The sequence below is a fragment of the Schnuerera sp. xch1 genome (assembly GCF_019931165.1).
Taxonomy (GTDB): domain Bacteria; phylum Bacillota; class Clostridia; order Tissierellales; family Tepidimicrobiaceae; genus JAIOUP01.
The window spans coordinates 102,463-122,932 of sequence record NZ_JAIOUP010000004.1 but is presented as its reverse complement, the minus strand read 5'-3'; the positions used below and the strand labels follow the sequence as shown (position 1 = coordinate 122,932).

Annotated in this window: 23 protein-coding genes, 1 pseudogene and 1 riboswitch; of the genes and pseudogenes, 21 read left to right on the top strand and 3 right to left on the bottom strand. The window is 38.0% G+C overall.

Going from position 1 to position 20,470, the window contains the following annotated elements:
* The 6 genes from K8M07_RS05445 to K8M07_RS05420 form a co-directional block, all read left to right on the top strand.
* On the top strand, nucleotides 1–326 hold a 326-nt coding region (locus K8M07_RS05445), incomplete at its 5' end, for a hypothetical protein (protein ID WP_223376882.1).
* A gap of 409 nt (nucleotides 327–735) precedes the next feature.
* Nucleotides 736–1,362, top strand: coding sequence for a TetR/AcrR family transcriptional regulator (locus K8M07_RS05440; RefSeq protein WP_223376881.1), 627 nt, complete (start codon nucleotides 736–738; stop codon nucleotides 1,360–1,362).
* Nucleotides 1,363–1,382: 20 nt separating this feature from the next.
* Nucleotides 1,383–2,177, top strand: coding sequence for an EFR1 family ferrodoxin (locus K8M07_RS05435; protein ID WP_223376880.1), 795 nt, complete (start codon nucleotides 1,383–1,385; stop codon nucleotides 2,175–2,177).
* The gene (locus K8M07_RS05430; protein WP_223376879.1) at nucleotides 2,162–2,608 is read left to right on the top strand and encodes a hypothetical protein; all 447 of its coding nucleotides are present in this window, start codon (nucleotides 2,162–2,164) and stop codon (nucleotides 2,606–2,608) included. The genes K8M07_RS05435 and K8M07_RS05430 overlap by 16 nt, the downstream gene beginning before the upstream one ends.
* 33 nt (nucleotides 2,609–2,641) lie before the next feature.
* Nucleotides 2,642–2,962: a M23 family metallopeptidase gene (locus tag K8M07_RS05425; protein WP_223376889.1), complete on the top strand. Its 321-nt coding sequence runs from the start codon at nucleotides 2,642–2,644 to the stop codon at nucleotides 2,960–2,962.
* Between the two features lie 432 nt (nucleotides 2,963–3,394).
* Entirely contained in the window at nucleotides 3,395–3,766 is a 372-nt protein-coding gene (locus tag K8M07_RS05420; RefSeq protein WP_223376878.1) for a nuclear transport factor 2 family protein, read from the top strand.
* Between the two features lie 268 nt (nucleotides 3,767–4,034).
* On the opposite strand, the gene K8M07_RS05415 is transcribed toward K8M07_RS05420, so the two are convergent.
* A complete protein-coding gene (locus K8M07_RS05415) occupies nucleotides 4,035–4,631 on the bottom strand; it encodes a TetR/AcrR family transcriptional regulator (protein WP_223376877.1) in 597 nt (198 codons plus the stop codon).
* A 141-nt stretch (nucleotides 4,632–4,772) separates the two neighbouring features.
* Between K8M07_RS05415 and K8M07_RS05410 the strand changes: the two genes are divergently transcribed.
* Complete coding sequence (locus K8M07_RS05410; RefSeq protein ID WP_223376876.1) at nucleotides 4,773–5,474, top strand: ABC transporter ATP-binding protein; 702 nt, start codon at nucleotides 4,773–4,775, stop codon at nucleotides 5,472–5,474.
* Nucleotides 5,468–7,792, top strand: a complete 2,325-nt coding sequence (locus K8M07_RS05405; RefSeq protein WP_223376875.1) for an ABC transporter permease — start codon at nucleotides 5,468–5,470, stop codon at nucleotides 7,790–7,792. Before K8M07_RS05410 ends, K8M07_RS05405 begins: the two co-directional genes overlap by 7 nt.
* A gap of 39 nt (nucleotides 7,793–7,831) precedes the next feature.
* Nucleotides 7,832–7,920, top strand: a riboswitch (cyclic di-GMP riboswitch).
* 74 nt (nucleotides 7,921–7,994) lie between these two features.
* On the opposite strand, the gene K8M07_RS05400 is transcribed toward K8M07_RS05405, so the two are convergent.
* A complete protein-coding gene (locus K8M07_RS05400; protein ID WP_223376874.1) occupies nucleotides 7,995–8,321 on the bottom strand; it encodes a helix-turn-helix transcriptional regulator in 327 nt (108 codons plus the stop codon).
* A gap of 562 nt (nucleotides 8,322–8,883) precedes the next feature.
* On the opposite strand from K8M07_RS05400, the gene K8M07_RS05395 reads away from it, so the two are divergent.
* From K8M07_RS05395 to K8M07_RS05375, 5 genes are all read left to right on the top strand, one after another.
* Complete coding sequence (locus K8M07_RS05395; protein ID WP_223376873.1) at nucleotides 8,884–9,081, top strand: hypothetical protein; 198 nt, start codon at nucleotides 8,884–8,886, stop codon at nucleotides 9,079–9,081.
* Between the two features lie 116 nt (nucleotides 9,082–9,197).
* Nucleotides 9,198–9,476, top strand: coding sequence for a hypothetical protein (locus K8M07_RS05390; RefSeq protein WP_223376872.1), 279 nt, complete (start codon nucleotides 9,198–9,200; stop codon nucleotides 9,474–9,476).
* A 60-nt stretch (nucleotides 9,477–9,536) separates the two neighbouring features.
* Nucleotides 9,537–10,424, top strand: a complete 888-nt coding sequence (locus K8M07_RS05385) for an aminoglycoside phosphotransferase family protein (protein WP_223376871.1) — start codon at nucleotides 9,537–9,539, stop codon at nucleotides 10,422–10,424.
* Between the two features lie 161 nt (nucleotides 10,425–10,585).
* On the top strand, nucleotides 10,586–11,362 hold the full coding sequence (ant(9), locus tag K8M07_RS05380) for an aminoglycoside nucleotidyltransferase ANT(9) (protein ID WP_411741955.1): 777 nt from the start codon (nucleotides 10,586–10,588) through the stop codon (nucleotides 11,360–11,362).
* 119 nt (nucleotides 11,363–11,481) lie between these two features.
* A complete protein-coding gene (locus tag K8M07_RS05375) occupies nucleotides 11,482–12,384 on the top strand; it encodes an SDR family NAD(P)-dependent oxidoreductase (protein ID WP_223376869.1) in 903 nt (300 codons plus the stop codon).
* Nucleotides 12,385–12,839: 455 nt separating this feature from the next.
* Here the strand turns inward: K8M07_RS05375 and K8M07_RS05370 are convergent, their stop codons facing one another.
* Entirely contained in the window at nucleotides 12,840–13,571 is a 732-nt protein-coding gene (locus K8M07_RS05370; RefSeq protein WP_223376868.1) for a MerR family transcriptional regulator, read from the bottom strand.
* Between the two features lie 261 nt (nucleotides 13,572–13,832).
* Between K8M07_RS05370 and K8M07_RS05365 the strand changes: the two genes are divergently transcribed.
* From K8M07_RS05365 to K8M07_RS05330, 8 genes and pseudogenes are all read left to right on the top strand, one after another.
* A complete protein-coding gene (locus K8M07_RS05365; RefSeq protein WP_223376867.1) occupies nucleotides 13,833–16,298 on the top strand; it encodes an ATP-binding cassette domain-containing protein in 2,466 nt (821 codons plus the stop codon).
* Between the two features lie 458 nt (nucleotides 16,299–16,756).
* On the top strand, nucleotides 16,757–17,974 hold the full coding sequence (gene mef(A) / locus K8M07_RS05360) for a macrolide efflux MFS transporter Mef(A) (RefSeq protein ID WP_223376866.1): 1,218 nt from the start codon (nucleotides 16,757–16,759) through the stop codon (nucleotides 17,972–17,974).
* Nucleotides 17,975–17,983: 9 nt separating this feature from the next.
* Nucleotides 17,984–18,516, top strand: a pseudogene (locus K8M07_RS05355) (nucleotidyltransferase domain-containing protein); the annotation flags it as partial.
* A gap of 66 nt (nucleotides 18,517–18,582) precedes the next feature.
* Entirely contained in the window at nucleotides 18,583–18,903 is a 321-nt protein-coding gene (locus tag K8M07_RS05350; RefSeq protein WP_223376865.1) for a hypothetical protein, read from the top strand.
* A 290-nt stretch (nucleotides 18,904–19,193) separates the two neighbouring features.
* Nucleotides 19,194–19,520 (top strand): PadR family transcriptional regulator, encoded by a 327-nt coding sequence (locus K8M07_RS05345; protein WP_223376864.1) that lies wholly within the window; start codon nucleotides 19,194–19,196, stop codon nucleotides 19,518–19,520.
* Nucleotides 19,517–19,864 carry a DUF1048 domain-containing protein gene (locus K8M07_RS05340; RefSeq protein ID WP_223376863.1) on the top strand — a complete coding sequence of 116 codons (348 nt, stop codon included), beginning with the start codon at nucleotides 19,517–19,519 and terminating at the stop codon, nucleotides 19,862–19,864. Before K8M07_RS05345 ends, K8M07_RS05340 begins: the two co-directional genes overlap by 4 nt.
* Nucleotides 19,865–19,873: 9 nt before the next feature.
* A complete protein-coding gene (locus K8M07_RS05335; RefSeq protein ID WP_223376862.1) occupies nucleotides 19,874–20,224 on the top strand; it encodes a DUF1048 domain-containing protein in 351 nt (116 codons plus the stop codon).
* A 52-nt stretch (nucleotides 20,225–20,276) separates the two neighbouring features.
* Complete coding sequence (locus tag K8M07_RS05330; RefSeq protein WP_223376861.1) at nucleotides 20,277–20,465, top strand: cysteine-rich KTR domain-containing protein; 189 nt, start codon at nucleotides 20,277–20,279, stop codon at nucleotides 20,463–20,465.
* The last annotated feature ends 5 nt before the right edge of the window (nucleotides 20,466–20,470 follow it).

Sequence of the window (20,470 nt, the reverse complement as noted above, 5' to 3'; positions counted from 1 at the left end):
GCATAAAAGAAAAGATAGAGGGGTTACTAGTTGAAAAGAGTGATCTTTATAGAATAATCAATAAAAATTTACTGAATGTATCTGAAGATCCGAATGATATTATTAAGGACTATATGAATCAATGTAAGCAAGAAGTATATGATCTGATTGAGAAGGGCAAAAAGGAATTGGTTTTTAACCCGAATATTTCTTCTGATTCGATACTTCTTTACATTGACATATTTCACTATTACTTTATCAATAATACGGAAGCAAGGAATGAATTGATTGAGAGTCCGGTCATTAATAAAGAGATGTCATATCTTTTCTGGAATGGCTTGATATAAAAATGGTTCGGCTAAGCAGATATACGAAACATCCATCTATGCCTATAGAAAACTTACTTTAATATACCACGCCGCCAAGGGGCAACCAGCGTCATATGGCATCTTTTTTGCCCACTCGAGTCATACAGAATGTGTCGTATATTGTCGAAAAAGAGAGAATAAAAGCTAACTAGTTTATGATTTAGTATAAAATCATTGACAAATGGTCACTTCCTTGGGGTCTTCTTGACCGACTATTTTTTTATGCCCTTTTTTGAAAGTACCCTGACTTCACTACAACTAATTTTATAAGGAGATTCGTATTTGAAAAAGAATCTTAGTCTTGTCGAAGGAAACGTATTGACCAAAATGGTAAATAGAGGTATTATATTATTGACCACAATGGTAAATAGCTGGGAGGCTGATTGAATTGGTTTTAGAAAAGCTTGAAAACTTAGATAAAAATAGAAAAGACGCAATCATCAATGCGGCGCTTATGGAGTTTGCGACTAAAGGTTATGATGATGCTTCGACCATTGTTATTGCCAGGAACGCCGGAATATCGAAGGGATTGATGTTCCATTATGTAAACAGCAAGAAGGAGTTTTTTCTGTTCCTCTGTGACTATTGCAGCAAAATCGTAAAAAGAGAGTATTTTGATCTAATAAACTTCAATGAAAAAGACCTACTTGAAAGACTGCGGCAATCCTATATTCTCCAACTCGAATTGTTGCATAGATATCCATGGATTCTCGAATTCACCAGGATCACTGCTGATGAAAAATCTGATGAGATCAGGAAGGAACTGGACGAAATACTGAAGGGAACACAACCAATATGCTATAAAACAATGTTCAGTACGATTGATGCGTCCAGATTCAGAGAAGGGATGGATATTGAACGGTGCAAACGGCTTATTTTTTGGGCTAATGTCGGATTTACGAACCAAATATTGAAGGATATTAGAAATTCAGAAATCAGCGAATTGAATTACGAAAGAATTATCGAGGAGCTGGACGGCTACCTTAATGAGCTCAGGAAGAGTTTTTACAAATAAACTATGAAGGAGGCGTTTCTATGTGTTCGACAATTTATTATTTTTCCGCTACGGGCAATTCGCTGTCAATAGCCCTACAGATCGCAAAAGGACTTGGAAACTGTGCAATTCAATCCATGGTTGCAGAGCTGCCGGATGAGCCTGTCGGTGGCCCCGATAATCCGATCGGTTTCGTCTTTCCTGTTTTCTATAATGGGTTGCCCAGATTGGTTAAACGATTTGTTGAAAAACTTGTTATATTTCCAAAAACCTATTGTTTTGCAATTACTAATTCCGGAGGGACCAGAGCAAACCCATTAGGTATGCTGGAGGATATTCTGTCCGAAAAAGGGATTCGTTTATCTTATGCGGATGAGATCAGGATGCCGGGGAACTATATCGTGGGCCATGAGGTTCCCTCATCTGAAAAAGCTCAGAAAATATTGGATGCTGCTGCTGGCAAGGTGGATAAAGCCGCCAGAGCGATTGCCGGTGGTGAACGGAAACCGGTGATAAAGAAAGCGGAGCTTTGGAGTGAAATAACAAATCGCAATTTTCTATATAAAAATATCGATGAATGGGATAAAAAATTCGTAACGACCAGCATATGTACTGGCTGTGGTCTATGCGCCGAAGTATGTCCTGTAGACAATATAAAAATTATAGAGCGGCATCCTGTCTGGCAGCATTCCTGTGAGCGTTGCCTTGCCTGTATTCACTGGTGCCCATGTGAAGCAATAGAATATGGCAAAAAAACAATCGGACGCAGAAGATATCGCAATCCAAATATTAAGGCTGAGGACATTAAAAAAGGATTAACATGCGAAAATATTTAACCGCAGGACTGATTCCCATTATTATTGTAACCATGATTCTATACAGATACGGCGGAAATAACGATTTCTATTCAGAAATGAGGAGCGATGAAATGAAAGGATTTGAAGATCCTATAATCATCGGATTTCCCTTAAGAGGGGAGTGGATAGCACCCAACACTCCGGGGAAAAAGATTCCAAGTCACGGAACCGACCAATTAGGAGAGCGATATGCTTTTGATTTTTTACAGGTTGATTGGGCAAGAACAGGGAGGCCTTTTTATCGTACAAATTTGTTAAAGTATCTCTTCGTTGGTGTTCCGCTAAATAAATGTTATGGCTGGGGTCAGGAAGTATATGCGCCTTGTGACGGGGAAATTATCAAAGCCGAAGACGGGTATAATGAAAGGCCGAGAGTTCATTTGGCTTCTGACTTGTTTGTTGCGCTATAGAATGCTTATACATTTAACCCTGAAAAAGATGACATTAGGTCTGTTGCAGGCAACTATGTTATTATGAAATGCTCTGATCATGTTTACGCCGCGTTCGCACATTTGCAAACGGGGTCCATTACAGTATCGGCAGGTCAGACTGTAAAAAAAAGGGATGCATTAGGGAAAGTAGGGCATTCAGGTAATTCAACAGCTCCGCATCTTCATTTTCAGCTCATGGACAGTAGTGATTTGCTTTCAGCAAGGGGTATTCCCTGCGCTTTTGAGCAGTATGAAATATTTCGGGACGGCAAATGGAAAACAGTATATAATGGAGTTCCGTCAGACAAGGATAGAATAAGGTTTAAGCGATGAGTTGCCTCTTCACAAAAGAAGTATATTTTACCGCCAAGGGGGTGCCACAGGGGTATGACATCTTTTTTACACACTCAAGGCATGTTGAGCGCATAATAATGATGACTAATAGTGATTCGGAGGGAAAATGAGTCGGGTCAACCAATAAATGTAGTGGTTTTGGATCAAAAAATGAGTCATACATTTTTTATAAACTATTTGTAGCAGAATACGGAATCAGGAAGCAAATCTTTGGATATTCCGGAAATGAAGTTACCTAATTGACTATTTTGGTAAATTACCATTTCTTTTACGATCTTTTATTATATTCTATGATTTGTTTTCGAAAGTCGTTAGGAGTACAATTATAAAGTGTGGCAGATTGATATCATGATTGTATATAAGTGTGATATTATGAAATATGCACTTTTGATAAAGTTTTGGAGGTTGGAAATGATTGGACGGGAACAAATAATTAAGAAGTACTTTGAAGCTTGGTTAATTAAGAATGGACAAATATTGAAAGACATTTTTACCGAAAGAATAGTCTATAGCGAATGCTATGGGCCTGAATACAATGGAATAGAAGTTGTAAAAAGATGGTTTGAAGACTGGAATAAACACGGGACAGTACTGTTATGGAATATTAAACAATTTATTCATCAAGGAAATATGACTGCTGTTGAATGGTACTTTAAATGTGAATATGAAGGCAGTATAGAAGAATTTAATGGTGTCTCATTGATTGAATTTGATAAGACGAATCATATTGTAAGTTTAAAAGAATTCCAGTCGAAAATTCCACATTATTATCCATATACATGAACTTTGCTCACGGTTATTGGTTTTTGATTTGTCATGCAACCTTATCCTTAACTATACCTGATGTAATTTCTGTTCGTCAGACCAGAGATTTGTTTCACCTTCCTTCAGCTTCCACCTTACGACGGACACCCTTGGTCTTGGCTGTGTCCTTCCAACTACTAGGGTAGACTAGGGACTTTCACCCATTAGAACGTGCGCCTGCTGGGCACACTTGTAAAAAGGCTTGATTGGAGCAATCAAGCCTTTTTACATACGAATAGTGTGATAGCTACTTCCCCCTATGTCTGATGAGCCCGTCCAGAAACAGCAGGTTGATCTCCTTCGCCAGTTTGGGGTCGCGATCAAGGATTGGGCGGATTTTTCTGTTGTGCAGGAAATAGCTGTAGAAGATGTCAATATAAACCTCTATCGCAGTGTCGGAAACATCCGCTGAAAAATATCCGATTTTCTTTCCTTCCTGAATAAGAGAAGTAATCAATTGCTTATTTTCTATGTTGAAATCATCGAGATATTGCCTGACGACAGGATCTCTTTCCACTCCATCAAAAAAGAACTCCATGTTGTACTGACCGCCATGTATGATTCTGTTCTCCAAGTATTCCCCCATCTTATCAATGAAATTACACTCTTTTTCAACCAGTGTTTTAGTTTCTTCAAGGCTTTCATCTAAAATATCCTTTATAATGATTCGACGCAGATTATCTTTGCTTTCAAAAAAGTTATAAATGGATACCTTGGAAACATGTGCTTCTTTTGCAATCTCGGTCACAGTTACCTTCTCATATCCGTATTTGTTGAACAACTCCAAGGCAGTCTGTATAATAATCTCTTTTTTATCGTTTCTTCTCTTTTCAAATCCATCCATCCAAGGCACCTCCAAAATATGAACTATATAAACCTATTTCGTAAACAATATATCATTTTATAATTGACAAGTCAAGCGTGCAGTGATAATATATGAACTATAAAAGAAAATAAAGTTCATATGTATGAAGGGAGTCTTAATATGGTAGATATTATCTTTGATAATGTTAGCAAGGATTACAGGATGGGTGAGGTGACTATTCACGCGGCAAAGCAGGTATCGTTTCAAGTCCGGAACGGTGAGCTTGGCATTATTCTGGGACCCTCCGGCGCAGGCAAGACAACGGTACTCAACCTTCTGGGCGGTATGGAAAGCGCTACATCCGGGAAAATTCTGTTTGATGGTAAGGATATTACCATGATGAACGATTTGGAACTGACTGACTACCGGCGATATAAAATAGGATTCGTTTTTCAGTTCTATAACCTTATACCGAACCTGACTGCGGCAGAAAACGTGGAGATGGCCAAGCAGGTATGCAAATCACCGCTGGAGCCGGAGGAAGCTCTGCGTATTGTAGGCTTAAAGGATAGGATTCATAATTTCCCATCACAGCTTTCCGGAGGAGAACAGCAGCGTGTCGCTATTGCAAGAGCAATATGCAAAAACCCGGATTTGCTGCTCTGTGACGAACCCACCGGGGCCCTGGACACCGAAACAGGTAAGACCGTTCTCAGGGTTTTGTCCGATATCAGCCGCAAAATGGGGAAAACGGTGATTATCATCACGCACAATTCTCTTGTCTCACCCATTGCTGACCGGCTGATTGAGATGAAAAACGGCATGGTAGTGAAACAGAGCGTACAGGATTCTCCCGCGGATTTGGAGGGAATCAAATGGTAACGATGCTGCAAAAAAAGATTTTTCGGGATATTGGGGAAAACCGATGGTCATTTATTGCAATAGTGTGTATTTGTTCCCTGGGGATTGCCCTGTTCAGCGGCATCAACCTTTATGTAAGTACGGTTGAAAACGTAGTGGCCGATTATTACGAACAAGCGAATCTCGCTGATTACTGGATTTATAAAGCTGAGATTTCCGATTCTGATTTGGATAACATAAGGTCTTTGGACGAAATTGAAGAAGCACAGCGCCGGAAGGTAACCGACATTTCACTAACCGGAGCATCGGGCTCGGTGCTACATATACATGCCGTTGATGAAACGGCCAAAATCAATGTGCCGGAGCTTTTGGACGGCAGTAAATTGGACGGAAGTGAAACAAACGCACTTTTGCTTGACAGCCGCTTTGCTGATGCCCATGAACTGTCTGTCGGTGATATGATTACAGCAGGAGAAAAGGAAAATCAGACGCAATGGCTGATCAAAGGGATTGTCAGGGATGTGGAATACGTTTATTACGCACCGGAAGGCTTAACCATTCCTGACTATCATAAATATGGATTTGCCTACACAAACGCTTCTTCCTTACCAGACGTTGCTTTCAATGAAATCATTCTGACTGTTCATGAAGGATCAAACGTTTCACAGGAAGACATATCAAGCAAAGTACGCAAAACGCTAGAAGGGACCAATATCCTCAGCCGACATCACCAGACGAGTTATCGGAAGGTTGCGGACGCTATGACCGGGATAAAACAAATTGGCCTGTTGTTTTCCGTCGCTTTTTTTCTGACAGCGGCCCTTGTGACGTGGATTACCGTTTCCCGCATGATGGAGAACCAGCGTCAGCATTTGGGAACACTTCGTTCTTTAGGTTACTCCAAGAAGGAAATCGCAGGACGGTACGCGCTTTTTGGGGTTTTGATCACCATTCCAGGCATGATTTTTGGATGGGTCATTGCCAGATACCTGATAGCGGAATCCCTGTACAGCATTGGGATTACCTATTACACAATAGACGCGACCGGCGTTGCATCCTTTACGCCGCACTTCTTCGTGTCGGCACTTTGTGTGGCAGCAGTTACCTGTGGCGCAGCGATGCTCTCCTGCCGTAAATCATTAAAATTGACACCGGCTGCACTTATGCGGCCAAAGCCGCCGGCACATGGTCACCGGATTTTGTTGGAACGAATCACACCTTTTTGGCAGCGCTTAAGCTTCAGCGGAAAAATCGTGACAAGGAATCTGTTTCGTAACAAAGCGCGGATGCTCATGGGACTTGTCGGCATTATCGGCTCAACTTCCCTGATTCTGTGCGGCTTCGGGCTGATGAACTCTATTAACGGAATGCTCGATAAGGCCTTTGATGAAACGGTTCAGTATAACGTGGAGATCAAACTTAGAACTCCCTTGACCATGGAGCAGCTTTCCGACATTTATGAATCGCTGCACAGTGCGCAAAATATCGACGCAACAATGGCATTCAGCGTTTATCTTTATGGAGAAGGAGGTAATGTTCAAAGCCCCTACATGGTTGTGATGGACGAAGGGCAAAAAAGTCTCAGCTTTATGGACACGAATGGTAATACGGCTCATTTGCCGGAGGACGGAGTACTAATCACACCGAGGATGGCGGACGCTCTTGGTGTTGATGTAGGCGATAAGCTCACGGCAGAACGACTTGATGGAATTGTCATACCGCTTAGGGTTGCTAATATCGTGGATTTCCCTGTAGGGAACGAGATTTACATGGGTAAAACCGCATTTTCAAAGGTATCAGACCTCCCGTTTTTAATAAGGACGCTGCTTATAAACGGGCAGGGGCTTGACTTGAACAAGCTGAAAAGTGATCCGAGAATTTCACTGGTTGAAACTAAGGATGAAATGCGAAGTAATATGCTTATCGTTTTAGAAGCTTTGCAAAGCTTCCAGGTTATTCTGATAGTGTTTTCCGGTCTGCTTGCCTTTGCCGTCATGATGGTGCTGGGGCGAATGAACTACTATGAGCGCATACGTGAGCTTGCGACGCTGAAGGTTTTAGGATTTCATAGGAATGAGATGAAAAGGCTGGTACTGCGCGAAAACATCTGGATTACGATATTTGGTCTGCCTTTTGGTTACCTCATTGGCACTCTGCTTCTTCGTGCCATACTTGATCAAGCAACAACGCCGGATTTGGAAATTTTGCCTCTGATAACAGCTTTCAGCATCGTCGTCGGTTTTGCATTTATGCTGGCGTTTACAATGCTTGTAAATTATATCATGGGGCGAAAATTCAAAGGTATTGATATGGTGGCTTCACTGAAGAGCATTGAGTAAAATCCATAGTGTTTAGTCGATTGCAACAAATTAATATAATTGTGTAAAGGGCAAACTTGCTGAAAAGCAAGGACGCAAAGCCACAGGGTCTAAGATGTGCATCGCATTATGACAGCCTGGCTGCCGCGTAGATTTATGTATGAAACCTGCCCTTTTTGTGGCAGGTTTCATTTTTATCAGAAGGAAATGGCTGAATTAATCTTTATTTGTTATCTATCAAGGCTCGAATTGTGGCAGTTGCAATCTTTAGCTCCCGGTCATCGCACAAATGTAATAATCGTATAAGCTGCTCAACCTTGGTATCAACATGCTGAAACTCGGGATAAAAGATTGTATCTGCAGATATACTTAACTCCCGAACAAGCCGGAATAAGACATCATAGCTTGGTTTCTTATTTTCATTCTCAATTGACATGAGATAACGGGGAGTTATACTGATGATTTCAGCTAACTGCTCGCGTGTAAGCCCTTTTTCATTTCGGGCAGCTTTGAGGATGCTGCCAAGTCTGTCGAAGTTATTTAGTTCCATTAGTTCACCTCCAACAACAGTTTATAGTTCCTGTTTGGATGGTGAAACGATTTGACAGAGCTGTATTAACAGGAAGTAACAAAGCGTATAACCGGATAAAGGTTATATTTATTAGGTCAAATACAATTTGAAACAGATAAGGCGAAACCCGCCCAACAAAAAAAACGTGAGTTTGGCGGGGCTTTTTCCATGCTTAAATACTCTTCCCCTCTAAACTCACAAATTGGGAGGGGTATTTTTATGGTCATTCAGGATGTTGCGAAAATTCATTGGCTGCTTTTAAATAGCAGCCGGGCATAATTAAGCCGACATCCTATACCTCGCATTTAGTTATAAACGGTTAAAAAAATCCTATTTTTTTCAGGGGTAAAGTGCGGGCAACAAGTAGAACTGTCAGTGCTTAGAAACAGGAAATATAAATTCCATAAATTAGTAGAAGCTCAATTGGGTTGCATCCAAGCGAGCTTTTTTTGTCGTAAAAAGGCAAATTGCGTCGGCTGTCGTTCGCCCCCGCTTGTTCTTCATTTCCGGATTTTCAAATCACGAAATGGAGGACAAGCTCATGAATAATTATGATAGAAAATACACCCTAATGGTTAGGGGAATTCGCGTCACAGTAACCAAGGAGGTATACAAGGCGTATTACCGTTGCAGGAATAGAGAGAAATACCTGGACAGGCTGACGCAGAATAATAACATATCGCTTGAAGGCTGCAATGAGAAAGGCATTCCCATAGAGTACATAATTTCTACTGCATAGGTTTTGAAAAAGGACTGTCCCTGTGGAGAAAATATTTAAAAGATAACGGATATATCGCTGTTTCTGAAATTTCATGGCTGACCGGTACAAGACCGGACGAAATCGAGCAGTATTGGGTGAATGCATATCATGAGATTGATACAATTGAAAACAAGCTTGCAGTAATTGAGAAATGCGGATATGAGATTGTTTCCCATTTTGCACTGGATGATAAGTGCTGGATCGATAATTATTATCAACCGCTTATAGATAACTCCGAAGCGTTCCTTAAAAAGTATAATTATGCTGATGAGGTTAAAGAATTCGTTGAAGCAGGTAAGGTTGAGGCTGATTTGTATAATCGTTTTAAGGATTATTACAGCTATGTATTTTATATCGCAAAGAGAAAGCAGTAGCGAATAGGTATATTAGATAGATTTTATGCTTTGTATAAAAGAGAAAGGATTTCTAAACAAATGAATCCACTTATACAATTTCCCAAAAGTATATATGAATTTTTAATAGATTCATTCGGGGAACCTCTCCTTATAACTAAGTTAAATGGTATCAAAGCAGAGGGTGGATGTTATCGGGTTGGTTTTTCCAACCATTCAATTATAGTTAAGCAGATGACAAAACCCCAGGAATATTTATTCTATTATAAATGTTCCTCATTGTTAAAGGAATTTCGTAAGAATATTCCATCTTTATACTGGTCATATAAAGATGAAAATAAATATTGGATTGTGATAGAAGATATACCCTATGCTCTTCCAAAAGAAAGGTGGCATCAGGCTGACGAACAGGTACTGAGAGCATTATTTCTCTTTCACACCGAAAGTTTGGGGAAAAGTCTTCCTATTGATAATTCCTACATACCAAAGTGGGATCACCGATTAACAGAGAGTGTGTTGGCATTTTATTCTGATAAAACAGGAAATCAATTACAACCTCTCTTGATTAAAGCACAAGAAGATTCGCAGCAATTATTTAAACCCTACTGCTGGATTAACGCTGATACGAATCCAACTAATTGGGGAGTCAGAAAAGATGGCTCGGTGGTCCTTTTTGATTGGGAAAGAATTAGTTGTGGTTCACCGGCCATAGACCTTTCTATAATCATGCCCGGGTTAGGCACACCGGATAACTTCTTAGAGTTGTCAATTGCCAAGAAATATTTAAAAATGTGGTCAAGTGCAGGGCTTGATTTCCCGTTTTCGGAATGGAAATTACTTCAGCAGATAAAACTTGCCAAGATATGGAGTGTAGTTGAATTCTTAGATAATAATGCTGACACATTGGATGCGGATACTCTCCTGGAAATTTTATCAGGATTAGCGGAAAAGCTGTACATGTTATGCTGATTAGATTCTGCATTTTTGAAAAAGTTAGGTCGCTTAAATAGTAAAGGAGTGTGATATGATGCTATCTGAAAATAGCTCCACACATAAATATTTATAACGCATAAATGCGGGGAAAAGGAGTAATAAACCGAGTTTAGATGAAAGGGCTCAGAGTTGAAATAATGAATAACAAAGAAATACCAAATGAAGCGATTCAGGCATTAAAAGTTATAAGGGAACTGCTTGATAGTATATTAGTGGCAATATATTTATACGGTTCTGCTGTAATGGAAGGTTTGCGTCTGGATAGTGATGTAGATATTTTAGTTGTAATAAATCGTAGTTTATCTGAAAGAACACGAAGAGATCTTACAGACGGCTTAATGCTTATATCTGGGAAAATAGGAAACATAAAAGATATGAGGCCTCTTGAAGTTACAGTCATTAATCAAAAAGATATTATTCCTTGGCATTTTCCTCCCAAATATGAATTTATGTACGGCGAGTGGCTAAGAGAGCAGTTTGAAAAGGGAGAAATTCCTGAGCCGGCTTATGATCCGGATTTAGCAATACTTTTAGCACAACTAAGAAAAAATAGTATTAACCTTTTGGGACCAAAGGCAACAGAAGTAATTGAGCCTGTGCCAATGACAGATATTCAAAAAGCAATTAAAGAATCGTTGCCCGGGTTGATAGCTAGCATTAACGGTGACGAACGCAATGTGATTTTAACTTTAGCCAGAATATGGCTAACAGCATCTACTGGTGAAATTAGATCAAAAGATCTGGCAGCTGAATGGGCAATACCTCAATTACCTTATGAGCGTGCCATTTTACTTGACAAAGCAAGAAAGGCTTATTTAGGAGAGTATGTTGACAAGTGGGAAGGAATGGAGTTTGAGGTGGCTGAACTCGTTAATTATATGAAAAAGTCTATAGAGTCTTCCCTTATTATTTAAGTACCTTTTCGAATAGTTTAATTATTTCAAAGGCTGATTGTTAATGAAATTATTGTTAATGCTTCTGAAAATGTCCATAACTACAAATTGATTTATAGATTTGAAAAAGAGGTGAAATAATGGAATATGGCTTAAAAGATAAAGTTGTACTTATTACTGGAACAAATAATCCACGGGGAATAGGAGCAGAGATTGCGATGGCTTTTGCTAAAGAAGGGGCGAAAGTGGCAATGGTATATAAACGGCTGGATTTTCCTTATGACGGGGAAAAAACTGATGAAAACAGCTTTGACAGCTATTACAAGGCACTTTCAGAAGACAGTTCTGTAGTTGAAGCTGAAATGAGAAAAATTACATCAGACTATATGATAATTGAAAGTGATATTACCATTGAAGCTAATATAGCGCACATATATGACCAAATTGAAAACCGATTTGGCATGGTGAATATTTTAATTAACAATGCTGGGATGTATGCTGAGAATGATACTATCTTTACAATTACATCAGCTGATATAGATACAACCTACGATGTCGAAGTAAAAGGTACCATCATGATGACACATGAATTTGTTAAGAGGTTTAGTAAGAGAGCTGAAGGTAGCTCTACAGAAAATGAAACCTTGAAACAAAGAATGGATCGAGGTTACAGGAAAGGATTGGATACTTCAAACATACCATCAGACCTCTATGGTAGAGTGATTAATTTAAGTACGGACTCTGCACAGGTTTTTGCCGGGCAAATTGCTTATGGCTCATCAAAGGCTGCTGTTGAAGCATTAACACGTTCCATTGCCATGGAAGTTGGATATCTTGGTATTACTGTAAACGCTATTGCTCCAGGTCCTACGCAAACCGGCTGGATAGACAAAGAATTAGAAAAAAGCGTCCTTCCGTCCATACCTCTTGGTAGACTGGGTCAGCCACAAGATATTGCAAACGCCATATTATTTTTAGCATCAGATAAAGCATCTTGGATAACAGGACAGGTTATAAAGGTATCGGGAGGACATGCTTTATAAATATTGTTGACATGTTTCAGTGAAAATAAGTATTTGGAAAGTAGAAAAAACGATTGATATGTTCCCGCGTACCGATAGCTTCAAAAACGCAGTCGATATGTTTCCGAGAACAGGCATACTCAAATGACATTCATTCTGTCCTCTCGAGCCACGTTGAGACGGTATGTCTGATGTCGAGAAAATAAAGTCTGAAAAGCCTTGGTAATACTAGGTTATTTAAAATGATAGTAAATCTGTCAACTCGACTTATACCCTTGATATGTGTCTGAGAAAACATATCAAGGATATATTTTTGGCAAAATTTGAGCCTAAAATTAGGTAGGGTTGAGTTGACAGAACAGATAACATATAGGTTGAGGAGATAGGATAGACGTGACATCATGTGTAGGTATCAATATTGTGTGTATAAGTATACTCAGTAGTATATGGAGGGATGCACTAATACTTTAAGTGTCCTATACCAGATTATCAAAGTTATTGGTTTCTACCTGGACACATAGTCGATAAAGTGCAGAAATACCACTTATCTGAGCTCTATTAATCTGGCTTAAATACGTTTCAATATTATCAATTATGGTTGTAATTCGATTTACGTCAGCATAATCAAAGGTTTCTAAATTCTGCCTTATTTTTTCAATAGAATACCTGCCATATTTAGAGTATACAGTGTATTTTAGTGCATATATCAATAAAACCTGTTTTATATGTTCCTGTGTAAACAAGCGATAGTTATTATTTTTAGAACGGGAAGCAGATATCAGTCCAACTTTATCCCAATATCTTATTGTGGTAATTGGAATACCAGTTTCTTTACTCAATTCGTTAATTGTCAACTTATATTGAATCTTGCTAACATGTTTATTGTTAGCATTAAGCAGGTTCTTGACCATTTTTCCTAATATCAACTTTTCAGAGTGTAACTTTGCTTGAGATTTGTTAACCATCCATAATGCTTTCTCTATTCTTTTTGCCATAACTTCTTCAAATATTTTTGCAATTTCCTTCATAGTAAAGGCTGGAATCATTTCACGCGCGCAAATAAAATATGCAACATGTTCTTGAGAATATAGTCTATATCCTGATTCAGAACGTGGTACAGGTGGAGTTAATCCAAACTCCTCATACTTTCTCAGTGTAGTTGTACTGATATTCAATTTGCGGGCAATATCAACCGGGCGTATTGCCATTTTAATTCCTCCGATATCATTATAAGTATTATGAACATTATACTATAGGTTTAAACTTTATTAAATGACATATCATGAATTATTCGATATCTACTGTATAATAGGATTTCTAAGTTTAACAATTGCAATAAGGTTATATAATAGAGGTATACATGTCAAAGTGTAGTTTAAATGTACGAAGAATTTACTTGCTCTTTTCCCCAATAGAGTGATTAATATAATTGCAAAAAGTACAAAGCATGAAGTTTAGGAGGATTAAAGATGACTAATATAATTATTAGCGGTGCAAGAGAAGGAAATCTAAAAGATATTTCACTTGAAATACCTCGTGATAAACTTATAGTTTTTACAGGACTTTCAGGTTCTGGTAAATCAACATTGGCAGTTGATGTTATATTTCAAGAATGCCAGAGGCAATACTTAGAGGCAATTGGACTTCAGGGAATTAATAAACCGAAAATTGATTTTATGCGTAACCTGTCACCGGCAGTTTTAATTACACAAAACGAATCCAATAGAAATCCAAGATCCACTGTTGGTACTCTGACAGACATATATACGGATCTGCGGATGATTTATGAAAAGCTGGGAGTACGGATTTGTCCAAACTGTGGTAAGGTGATATCTACTTTAGAATGTAAAGAAGAAGTAGAAAAAGTAGATGGAGACTTTAAAGTATTTATGTATTGCAATCACTGCAACTACATAATGGAGAAACTTACCAGAACTCACTTCTCATATAATACTACAGAAGGCGCTTGTCCTACCTGTGGGGGGCTAGGGAAGGTTTTAACAATTAACAAGGATAAAACCATTGACGAATCATTATCATTGGAGGATGGGGCAGTCCAATACTGGGAGGATGGGTATAAGAAATATCAAATTTCAATTTTATGTAATTCCTTCAAACATTATGCTATACCTATTAATGCCAATACACCAGTTAAAGATTTCAGCAACATTCAAAAATCACTTTTATTTTATGGAGTGGAAAGCGAAAAAGTAAAGAAAGCATTTCCAGAAATCAAACTACCAAAGACTGTTACATCAGGAAGATTCGAAGGGGTTTTTCCGATATTGTGGAGGAGGTTATCCGACAAGGGCGGTGAATCAAAACAACTGAACGCTTACTTTGATTATGATATTTGCTCAAATTGTAACGGTGAACGGTTAGGAGAGTTAAGTCGCAGTGTAACAGTAAATAACACCCATCTTCCAGAGTTATCTTTACTATCCTTGGAAGAACTGTATTCATGGATAGAAGAGCTGGAAGGCTCTTTAATTGAGAAAAATCATAGCTTAGTTGAAGTTTATTTGCTAGATATAAAAACGAAAATTAAGAGAATTTTAAATCTGGGACTTGGATATCTTTCTCTTGACCGTCAAACCATTACCTTATCTGGTGGTGAATTACAGAGGATAAAGCTGGCTGCCACATTGGACTCTGATCTAACTGGTATCATTTATATCCTAGATGAACCAACGATTGGACTTCATCCCAAAGATACCGATGGAATGATAACAATACTTAAAAAACTACGAGACTTGGGGAATACCGTTATTCTTATTGAGCACGATCCAGATATTATGCAAGCAGCTGATTATATTGTGGACATTGGTCCCGGGTCAGGAAAATATGGCGGTGAAATTATTGGAAAGGGAATACTAAAAGAACTTATGAACCAAGAATTATCAGTGACAGGAGCATATTTGAAAAAGCCGAAGCAATGTCGCAATAAATTTAGAAAGGGTACGAGAAAGGTAATAGAGATTAAAAATGCAAATTTATATAATCTAAAGAATATCGATGTAAGTTTTCCGATGGGATGTCTGACAACCGTTACAGGAGTTTCAGGTTCGGGAAAATCTACATTGGTGTTTGAAGTGCTTGCTGCAGCAAGAGATCAAAAGCAAAATGCAAGTAATATTGTATTGGGGACTGAACAATATGATCAAATTATAACCATAGAACAGGATGCAATTAATAGAATGAAACGTTCTAATGTTGCTACTTATTCTGAAGTCTATACGGAGATTAGGAAGATATTTGGTGGGTTAGAAGAAGCTACAAGCAAAGGATTAACCCCCAAACACTTCTCCTTCAATACACATGGAGGTCGTTGTGAGAATTGTGAGGGGTTAGGGTATGTTACCAGCAATATGCTATTTTTCAAGGATATTGAGGTGACATGTCCAGTTTGTGGCGGTAAGCAGTTTAATGAAGAAATTTTATCTGTCAAATATAACGGTTATTCCATAAAGGAAATTTTGCAATCAACTGTTGGAGAGGCCCTCAATATTTTTGATAAACATGCCAAAGTTAAAAGGGTTTTGAAACTTCTTTTGGACGTGGGATTAAGATATTTAGAGCTTGGACAATCGTTGACGACTCTGTCTGGTGGCGAAGGTCAGCGATTGAAATTGGCAAAAGAATTGATTAACAATAAAGGTAAGCATAGTCTATATCTAATGGATGAACCAACAACTGGACTGCATCCTATTGATGTTGAGAATTTTCTCATCTTGTTGAATCATATGGTGGATTCCGGAAATACGGTTATTGTGGTGGAACATAATCAGCAGATAATAAGGGCTTCAGACTGGATTATTGACCTTGGCCCTGAGGGAGGTAAAAATGGAGGAGAAGTTGTGTTTATGGGAACACCATTGGAAATGTTGGAAAAGGGGACAACAGCAACAGCAGAATATTTAAGGAAATCATTGTAACTTATCCAGTGATATTTTTATTGTTGCGTCAGTTATTGATATGTTCCCACTTACCGATAGTGTAAAAAATCTCGTCGATATGTTACCGATTTAAACGTTGATTAAACTGACTTATTGTGTTAAAATATACGTTGACAAAAATAAGAACTTAGGAGGAACCGAAACTATGACAGCCTCAATACGTTTAAGATAAGCTAGCAATAAAAAAAGCAGAATCTATCCTCCATGATAGGCTTTTTTGTTGTGCTTATTTATACGATATTGAGCATTCATTAGTTACGGTAAGCTATAGTTTATTTAGTTGTGCCTTTATTTAACTATATGTTTTTAAAGAATGTTTCCATATTGTATGTATGCAGACCAAAGCCACATTGTGGATTAAGGTCTGCATTTTTTATTGCCTAGAATACTATTCAAAATAGAAATTCAAGCAAAATAATATGTAGGAGATGATAAAAATGGGAAAATATAATAATTGGAAACTAAAGTTTTTTACAATATGGGCAGGGCAGGCAATATCTTTAATTACAAGTGCCATCCTACAAATGGCGATTATTTTTTATCTTACAGAAAAAACAGGATCTGCGATGGTCTTGTCTATGGCCTCACTAGTGGGCTTTCTACCCTATGCGGTTTTTGGGCCAGCTATTGGTGTGCTAGTGGATCGCTATGATAGGAAAAAGATAATGATTGGTGCTGATTTAATTATTGCAGCAGCTGGATCAGTGCTAGCTATTATTGCATTGTATATGGAGTTACCTGTATGGATGCTTATGGTAGTATTGTTTATCCGTAGTATTGGTACAGCTTTTCATTCCCCTGCTTTGAATGCGGTCACACCTCTTTTAGTACCGGAAGATCAGTTGACCAAATGTGCGGGTTATAGTCAGTCCTTGCAGTCTATAAGTTATATTTTAAGTCCAGCAGTTGCGGCATTACTATACTCTGTTTGGGAATTGAATGCGATTATAGCCATCGATGTGCTAGGTGCTGTAATTGCTAGCCTCACAGTAGCATTCGTGAATATTCCAAAGCTTAAAGTAGAAGAAAAAAGCTTTAAGCTAAGTTTTATAGGAGAGATGAGAGAAGGATTTTTTATCTTAAGGGATAACAAAGGATTGTTTGCTTTATTACTCATAGGAACACTATATATGTTTGTTTATATGCCTATCAATGCATTATATCCTTTAATCAGCATGGAATATTTTAATGGGACACCGATGCATATTTCTATTACGGAGATTGCTTATGCCTCTGGTATGTTGGTAGGGGGTCTGTTATTAGGATTGCTTGGCAGCTATAAAAAGCGAATACTATTAATAACGGTATCAATTTTTATGATGGGAGCTAGTTTAGCCATTTCGGGCTTACTTCCTTCAAGTGGATTTGTGATATTTGTAGTTTGTTGTGCAATTATGGGACTTTCGGTACCGTTTTATAGCGGTGTGCAAACATCTCTTTTTCAGGAGAAAATTAAGCCTGAATATTTAGGACGTGTATTTTCCTTGACTGGGAGTATCATGTCATTTGCTATGCCACTTGGGTTAATCCTTTCCGGGTTCTTTGCTGATAGAATTGGTGTAAACAATTGGTTTTTAATATCAGGTATTTTAATCATCGGCATTGCTATAGTTTGCCCAATGATTACCGAGATTAGAAAATTAGATTCAAAATAAAGATTCTTAGATAGAAACAACCTAGTTGTACTTCCCGGAGCATGGGGAAATTGGGTTAATGACGGTGGATGGGTAGTCATAAATGGGCATTATGTAGACTTAATTTTACTTGATATTAAACGTGTTGAATAAATAATGAAAGATACGGAGCAAGGAATTGTTACTGCCAATTATCAGGCTGGTCATCCCCGTGGTTATATAAGTGTCATGTATTGAGGAGAATTAGCGATTAGCAAAATACTATATGCTAGGAATGAAAGCTTATGCGAATTTAAAAAACAGCGAAAACGTATCCTACTGCCTTGCGGAAAAGTTTAGTTGAGTTTTTTATGTTTGAGATAGAGTTTTCTTTAATGTTTGTAAAGGCAAATTTGAGAGCAGATGATAAATATTTTATTGCAGACCATGTTTTTCATGTAGTTTCATGTTTAAATCAAGTATTATTTGCATGTAATAATGCTTATTGTATCAACGAAAAGAAAGCTATAAAACTGCTTGAAACTTTTGAATATAAACTTGTGAAATATGATAAGTGGATAGATAGAACTAAAATATCTATGAGGTATAAATGGAGGTAATTTATCTTTAAAGAAAAAATCATTATAGAGATGAAAGAAGTATTCAAAGAAATTCCTTTTGGCATAGACCATACTCTCAAAGTTTTACAAAATGCAGAAGATATAATGAAAGGTGAAAATATTGGAGATCGAGAAAAAGAAGAACCAGCAGTAATCAGAGAAATATTACAAAAGGTAAGTTATGACAAAAATATTGATCGAATATGTTTTATAATAGGTAACCATGACAATCCTTCGAAAATTGATGACATTGATTTTCAAATGCAATGGGAAGCAGATTTGCTAGAGAATTTAACAGTTATTTTTATGGATAATGAACGCAGGTCCTTTTTCTATAACTCCTTTCTTTAACCTTATCACTTGGCGCTTACTTAAGCCTATAATCTCAGCAGCATCTTTAATAGTTATTACTTTATCAATAGTTTGATTAATAACCATGAGTCTAGTTATTTTTCTTGAGCCATATTAAATATTTCCTCTTTCATATATGACATTTTTCAGAATAAATTTAATATGACATTATCATAGAATAGTCAAAAAAATAAACATATCATATTGACACTACCACTGCCACGTGATATTATACGAGTAGTAAGTGTTACTAAATACCTGTATTACTAGATAGCGAAGAGGTGACTCGTTTGAATAACATTACTGAAATGCTCAAAGGTGTACTGGAAGGCTGCGTCCTTGAAATTTTAAGCCGCAAAGAAACCTACGGATACGAAATAACAAGACAGCTGAATGATCTCGGATTTACAGATGTTGTGGATGGGACAGTTTACACTATCTTGGTGCGGCTTGAAAAAAACAAGTTGGTGGAAACTATGAAAAAGCCATCCGATAAGGGACCGCCGCGGAAGTTTTTTACGCTCAACGATGCTGGACGTGAAGAGCTGCGGAGGTTTTGGGAAAAATGGGAATTTATCGTATCAAGAATTAACGAGTTAAAGGAGAGAGAACAATGAATTTTTGGGAAAAAATCACTGGAAACGATATGACTAAAGAAATGAAAAGTTTTGAATCGCGAGTTAGAAAGCTTCCGACTGATTATCAAGCGGCATGGGAAGAAATTAATGCTAATCTTTGGATGAACTCAGATTTTACCGGTCGCAATCTCATGCCAATTCTTGACGGTGTGCTTGGTCTGCTTGAAGAAACAGCGGTGGAGGGACAAAGTGTTCAAGAGGCTTTAGGTGACGATATTAAAGGCTTCTGTTCAACGTTAGCAGGCGAGGAAGGGATAAAGTCATTTCGCGACAAATGGCGAGAGCAACTCAACAATAATATTGCCAAAAAATTAGGTAAATAGGAGGGCAAAATGAGAATACAAGATATTATTAAAGGTAAAAAAGAATGGCGATCGCACGTTGCTCGTGCAAAAACTCTACCGAAAGATTATCAAGTTGTTTATAAAGAGATTCAAAGATATCTCTTTAAGGTCGGCCCTGTTGAACTGACCGACGGGATAGGTTTACTCTCGGGGATTATCGATCTTTTTGAGGAGGGTGCGGCCTCGGGGAAAGGCGTTCTCGAAGTGACGGGCAGTGATGTAGCGGCTTTCTGCGACGATCTAATCAAAGATTCAAAAACTTACGCTGACATTTATCAGGAATCTGTTGACCAAGAAGTTAGCAAGGCCATGAAAAAGGTTAAGGATAAAACAAAATAAGAGGAAAATATCGAGATTGAAAAAGTAATTGAAGTGAAAGGTTGATGGTAGAGTGTGTAAATACAAGTGGATATTATGCCCAGTCTGTGGCAATAAAACAAGGGTCAAGATGCGTGTTGATACAGTAATTGAAAACTTTCCACTATTTTGTCCCAAGTGTAAACAGGAAACTATAATCAATGTAAAACAGCTAAATATATCAGTTATCAAGGAGCCAGACGCTAAGACGCAGAGCCGATAACCGTG

Coding starts and splice junctions, on each gene's coding strand:
- K8M07_RS05435 (WP_223376880.1), top strand. CDS start 1,383: ATGTGTTCGACAATTTATTATTTTTCCGCTACGGGCAATTCGCTGTCA.
- K8M07_RS05430 (WP_223376879.1), top strand. CDS start 2,162: ATGCGAAAATATTTAACCGCAGGACTGATTCCCATTATTATTGTAACC.
- K8M07_RS05420 (WP_223376878.1), top strand. CDS start 3,395: ATGATTGGACGGGAACAAATAATTAAGAAGTACTTTGAAGCTTGGTTA.
- K8M07_RS05415 (WP_223376877.1), bottom strand. CDS start 4,631: ATGGATGGATTTGAAAAGAGAAGAAACGATAAAAAAGAGATTATTATA.
- K8M07_RS05410 (WP_223376876.1), top strand. CDS start 4,773: ATGGTAGATATTATCTTTGATAATGTTAGCAAGGATTACAGGATGGGT.
- K8M07_RS05405 (WP_223376875.1), top strand. CDS start 5,468: ATGGTAACGATGCTGCAAAAAAAGATTTTTCGGGATATTGGGGAAAAC.
- K8M07_RS05400 (WP_223376874.1), bottom strand. CDS start 8,321: ATGGAACTAAATAACTTCGACAGACTTGGCAGCATCCTCAAAGCTGCC.
- K8M07_RS05395 (WP_223376873.1), top strand. CDS start 8,884: ATGAATAATTATGATAGAAAATACACCCTAATGGTTAGGGGAATTCGC.
- K8M07_RS05385 (WP_223376871.1), top strand. CDS start 9,537: ATGAATCCACTTATACAATTTCCCAAAAGTATATATGAATTTTTAATA.
- K8M07_RS05375 (WP_223376869.1), top strand. CDS start 11,482: ATGGAATATGGCTTAAAAGATAAAGTTGTACTTATTACTGGAACAAAT.
- K8M07_RS05370 (WP_223376868.1), bottom strand. CDS start 13,571: ATGGCAATACGCCCGGTTGATATTGCCCGCAAATTGAATATCAGTACA.
- K8M07_RS05365 (WP_223376867.1), top strand. CDS start 13,833: ATGACTAATATAATTATTAGCGGTGCAAGAGAAGGAAATCTAAAAGAT.
- K8M07_RS05350 (WP_223376865.1), top strand. CDS start 18,583: ATGAAAGAAGTATTCAAAGAAATTCCTTTTGGCATAGACCATACTCTC.
- K8M07_RS05340 (WP_223376863.1), top strand. CDS start 19,517: ATGAATTTTTGGGAAAAAATCACTGGAAACGATATGACTAAAGAAATG.
- K8M07_RS05335 (WP_223376862.1), top strand. CDS start 19,874: ATGAGAATACAAGATATTATTAAAGGTAAAAAAGAATGGCGATCGCAC.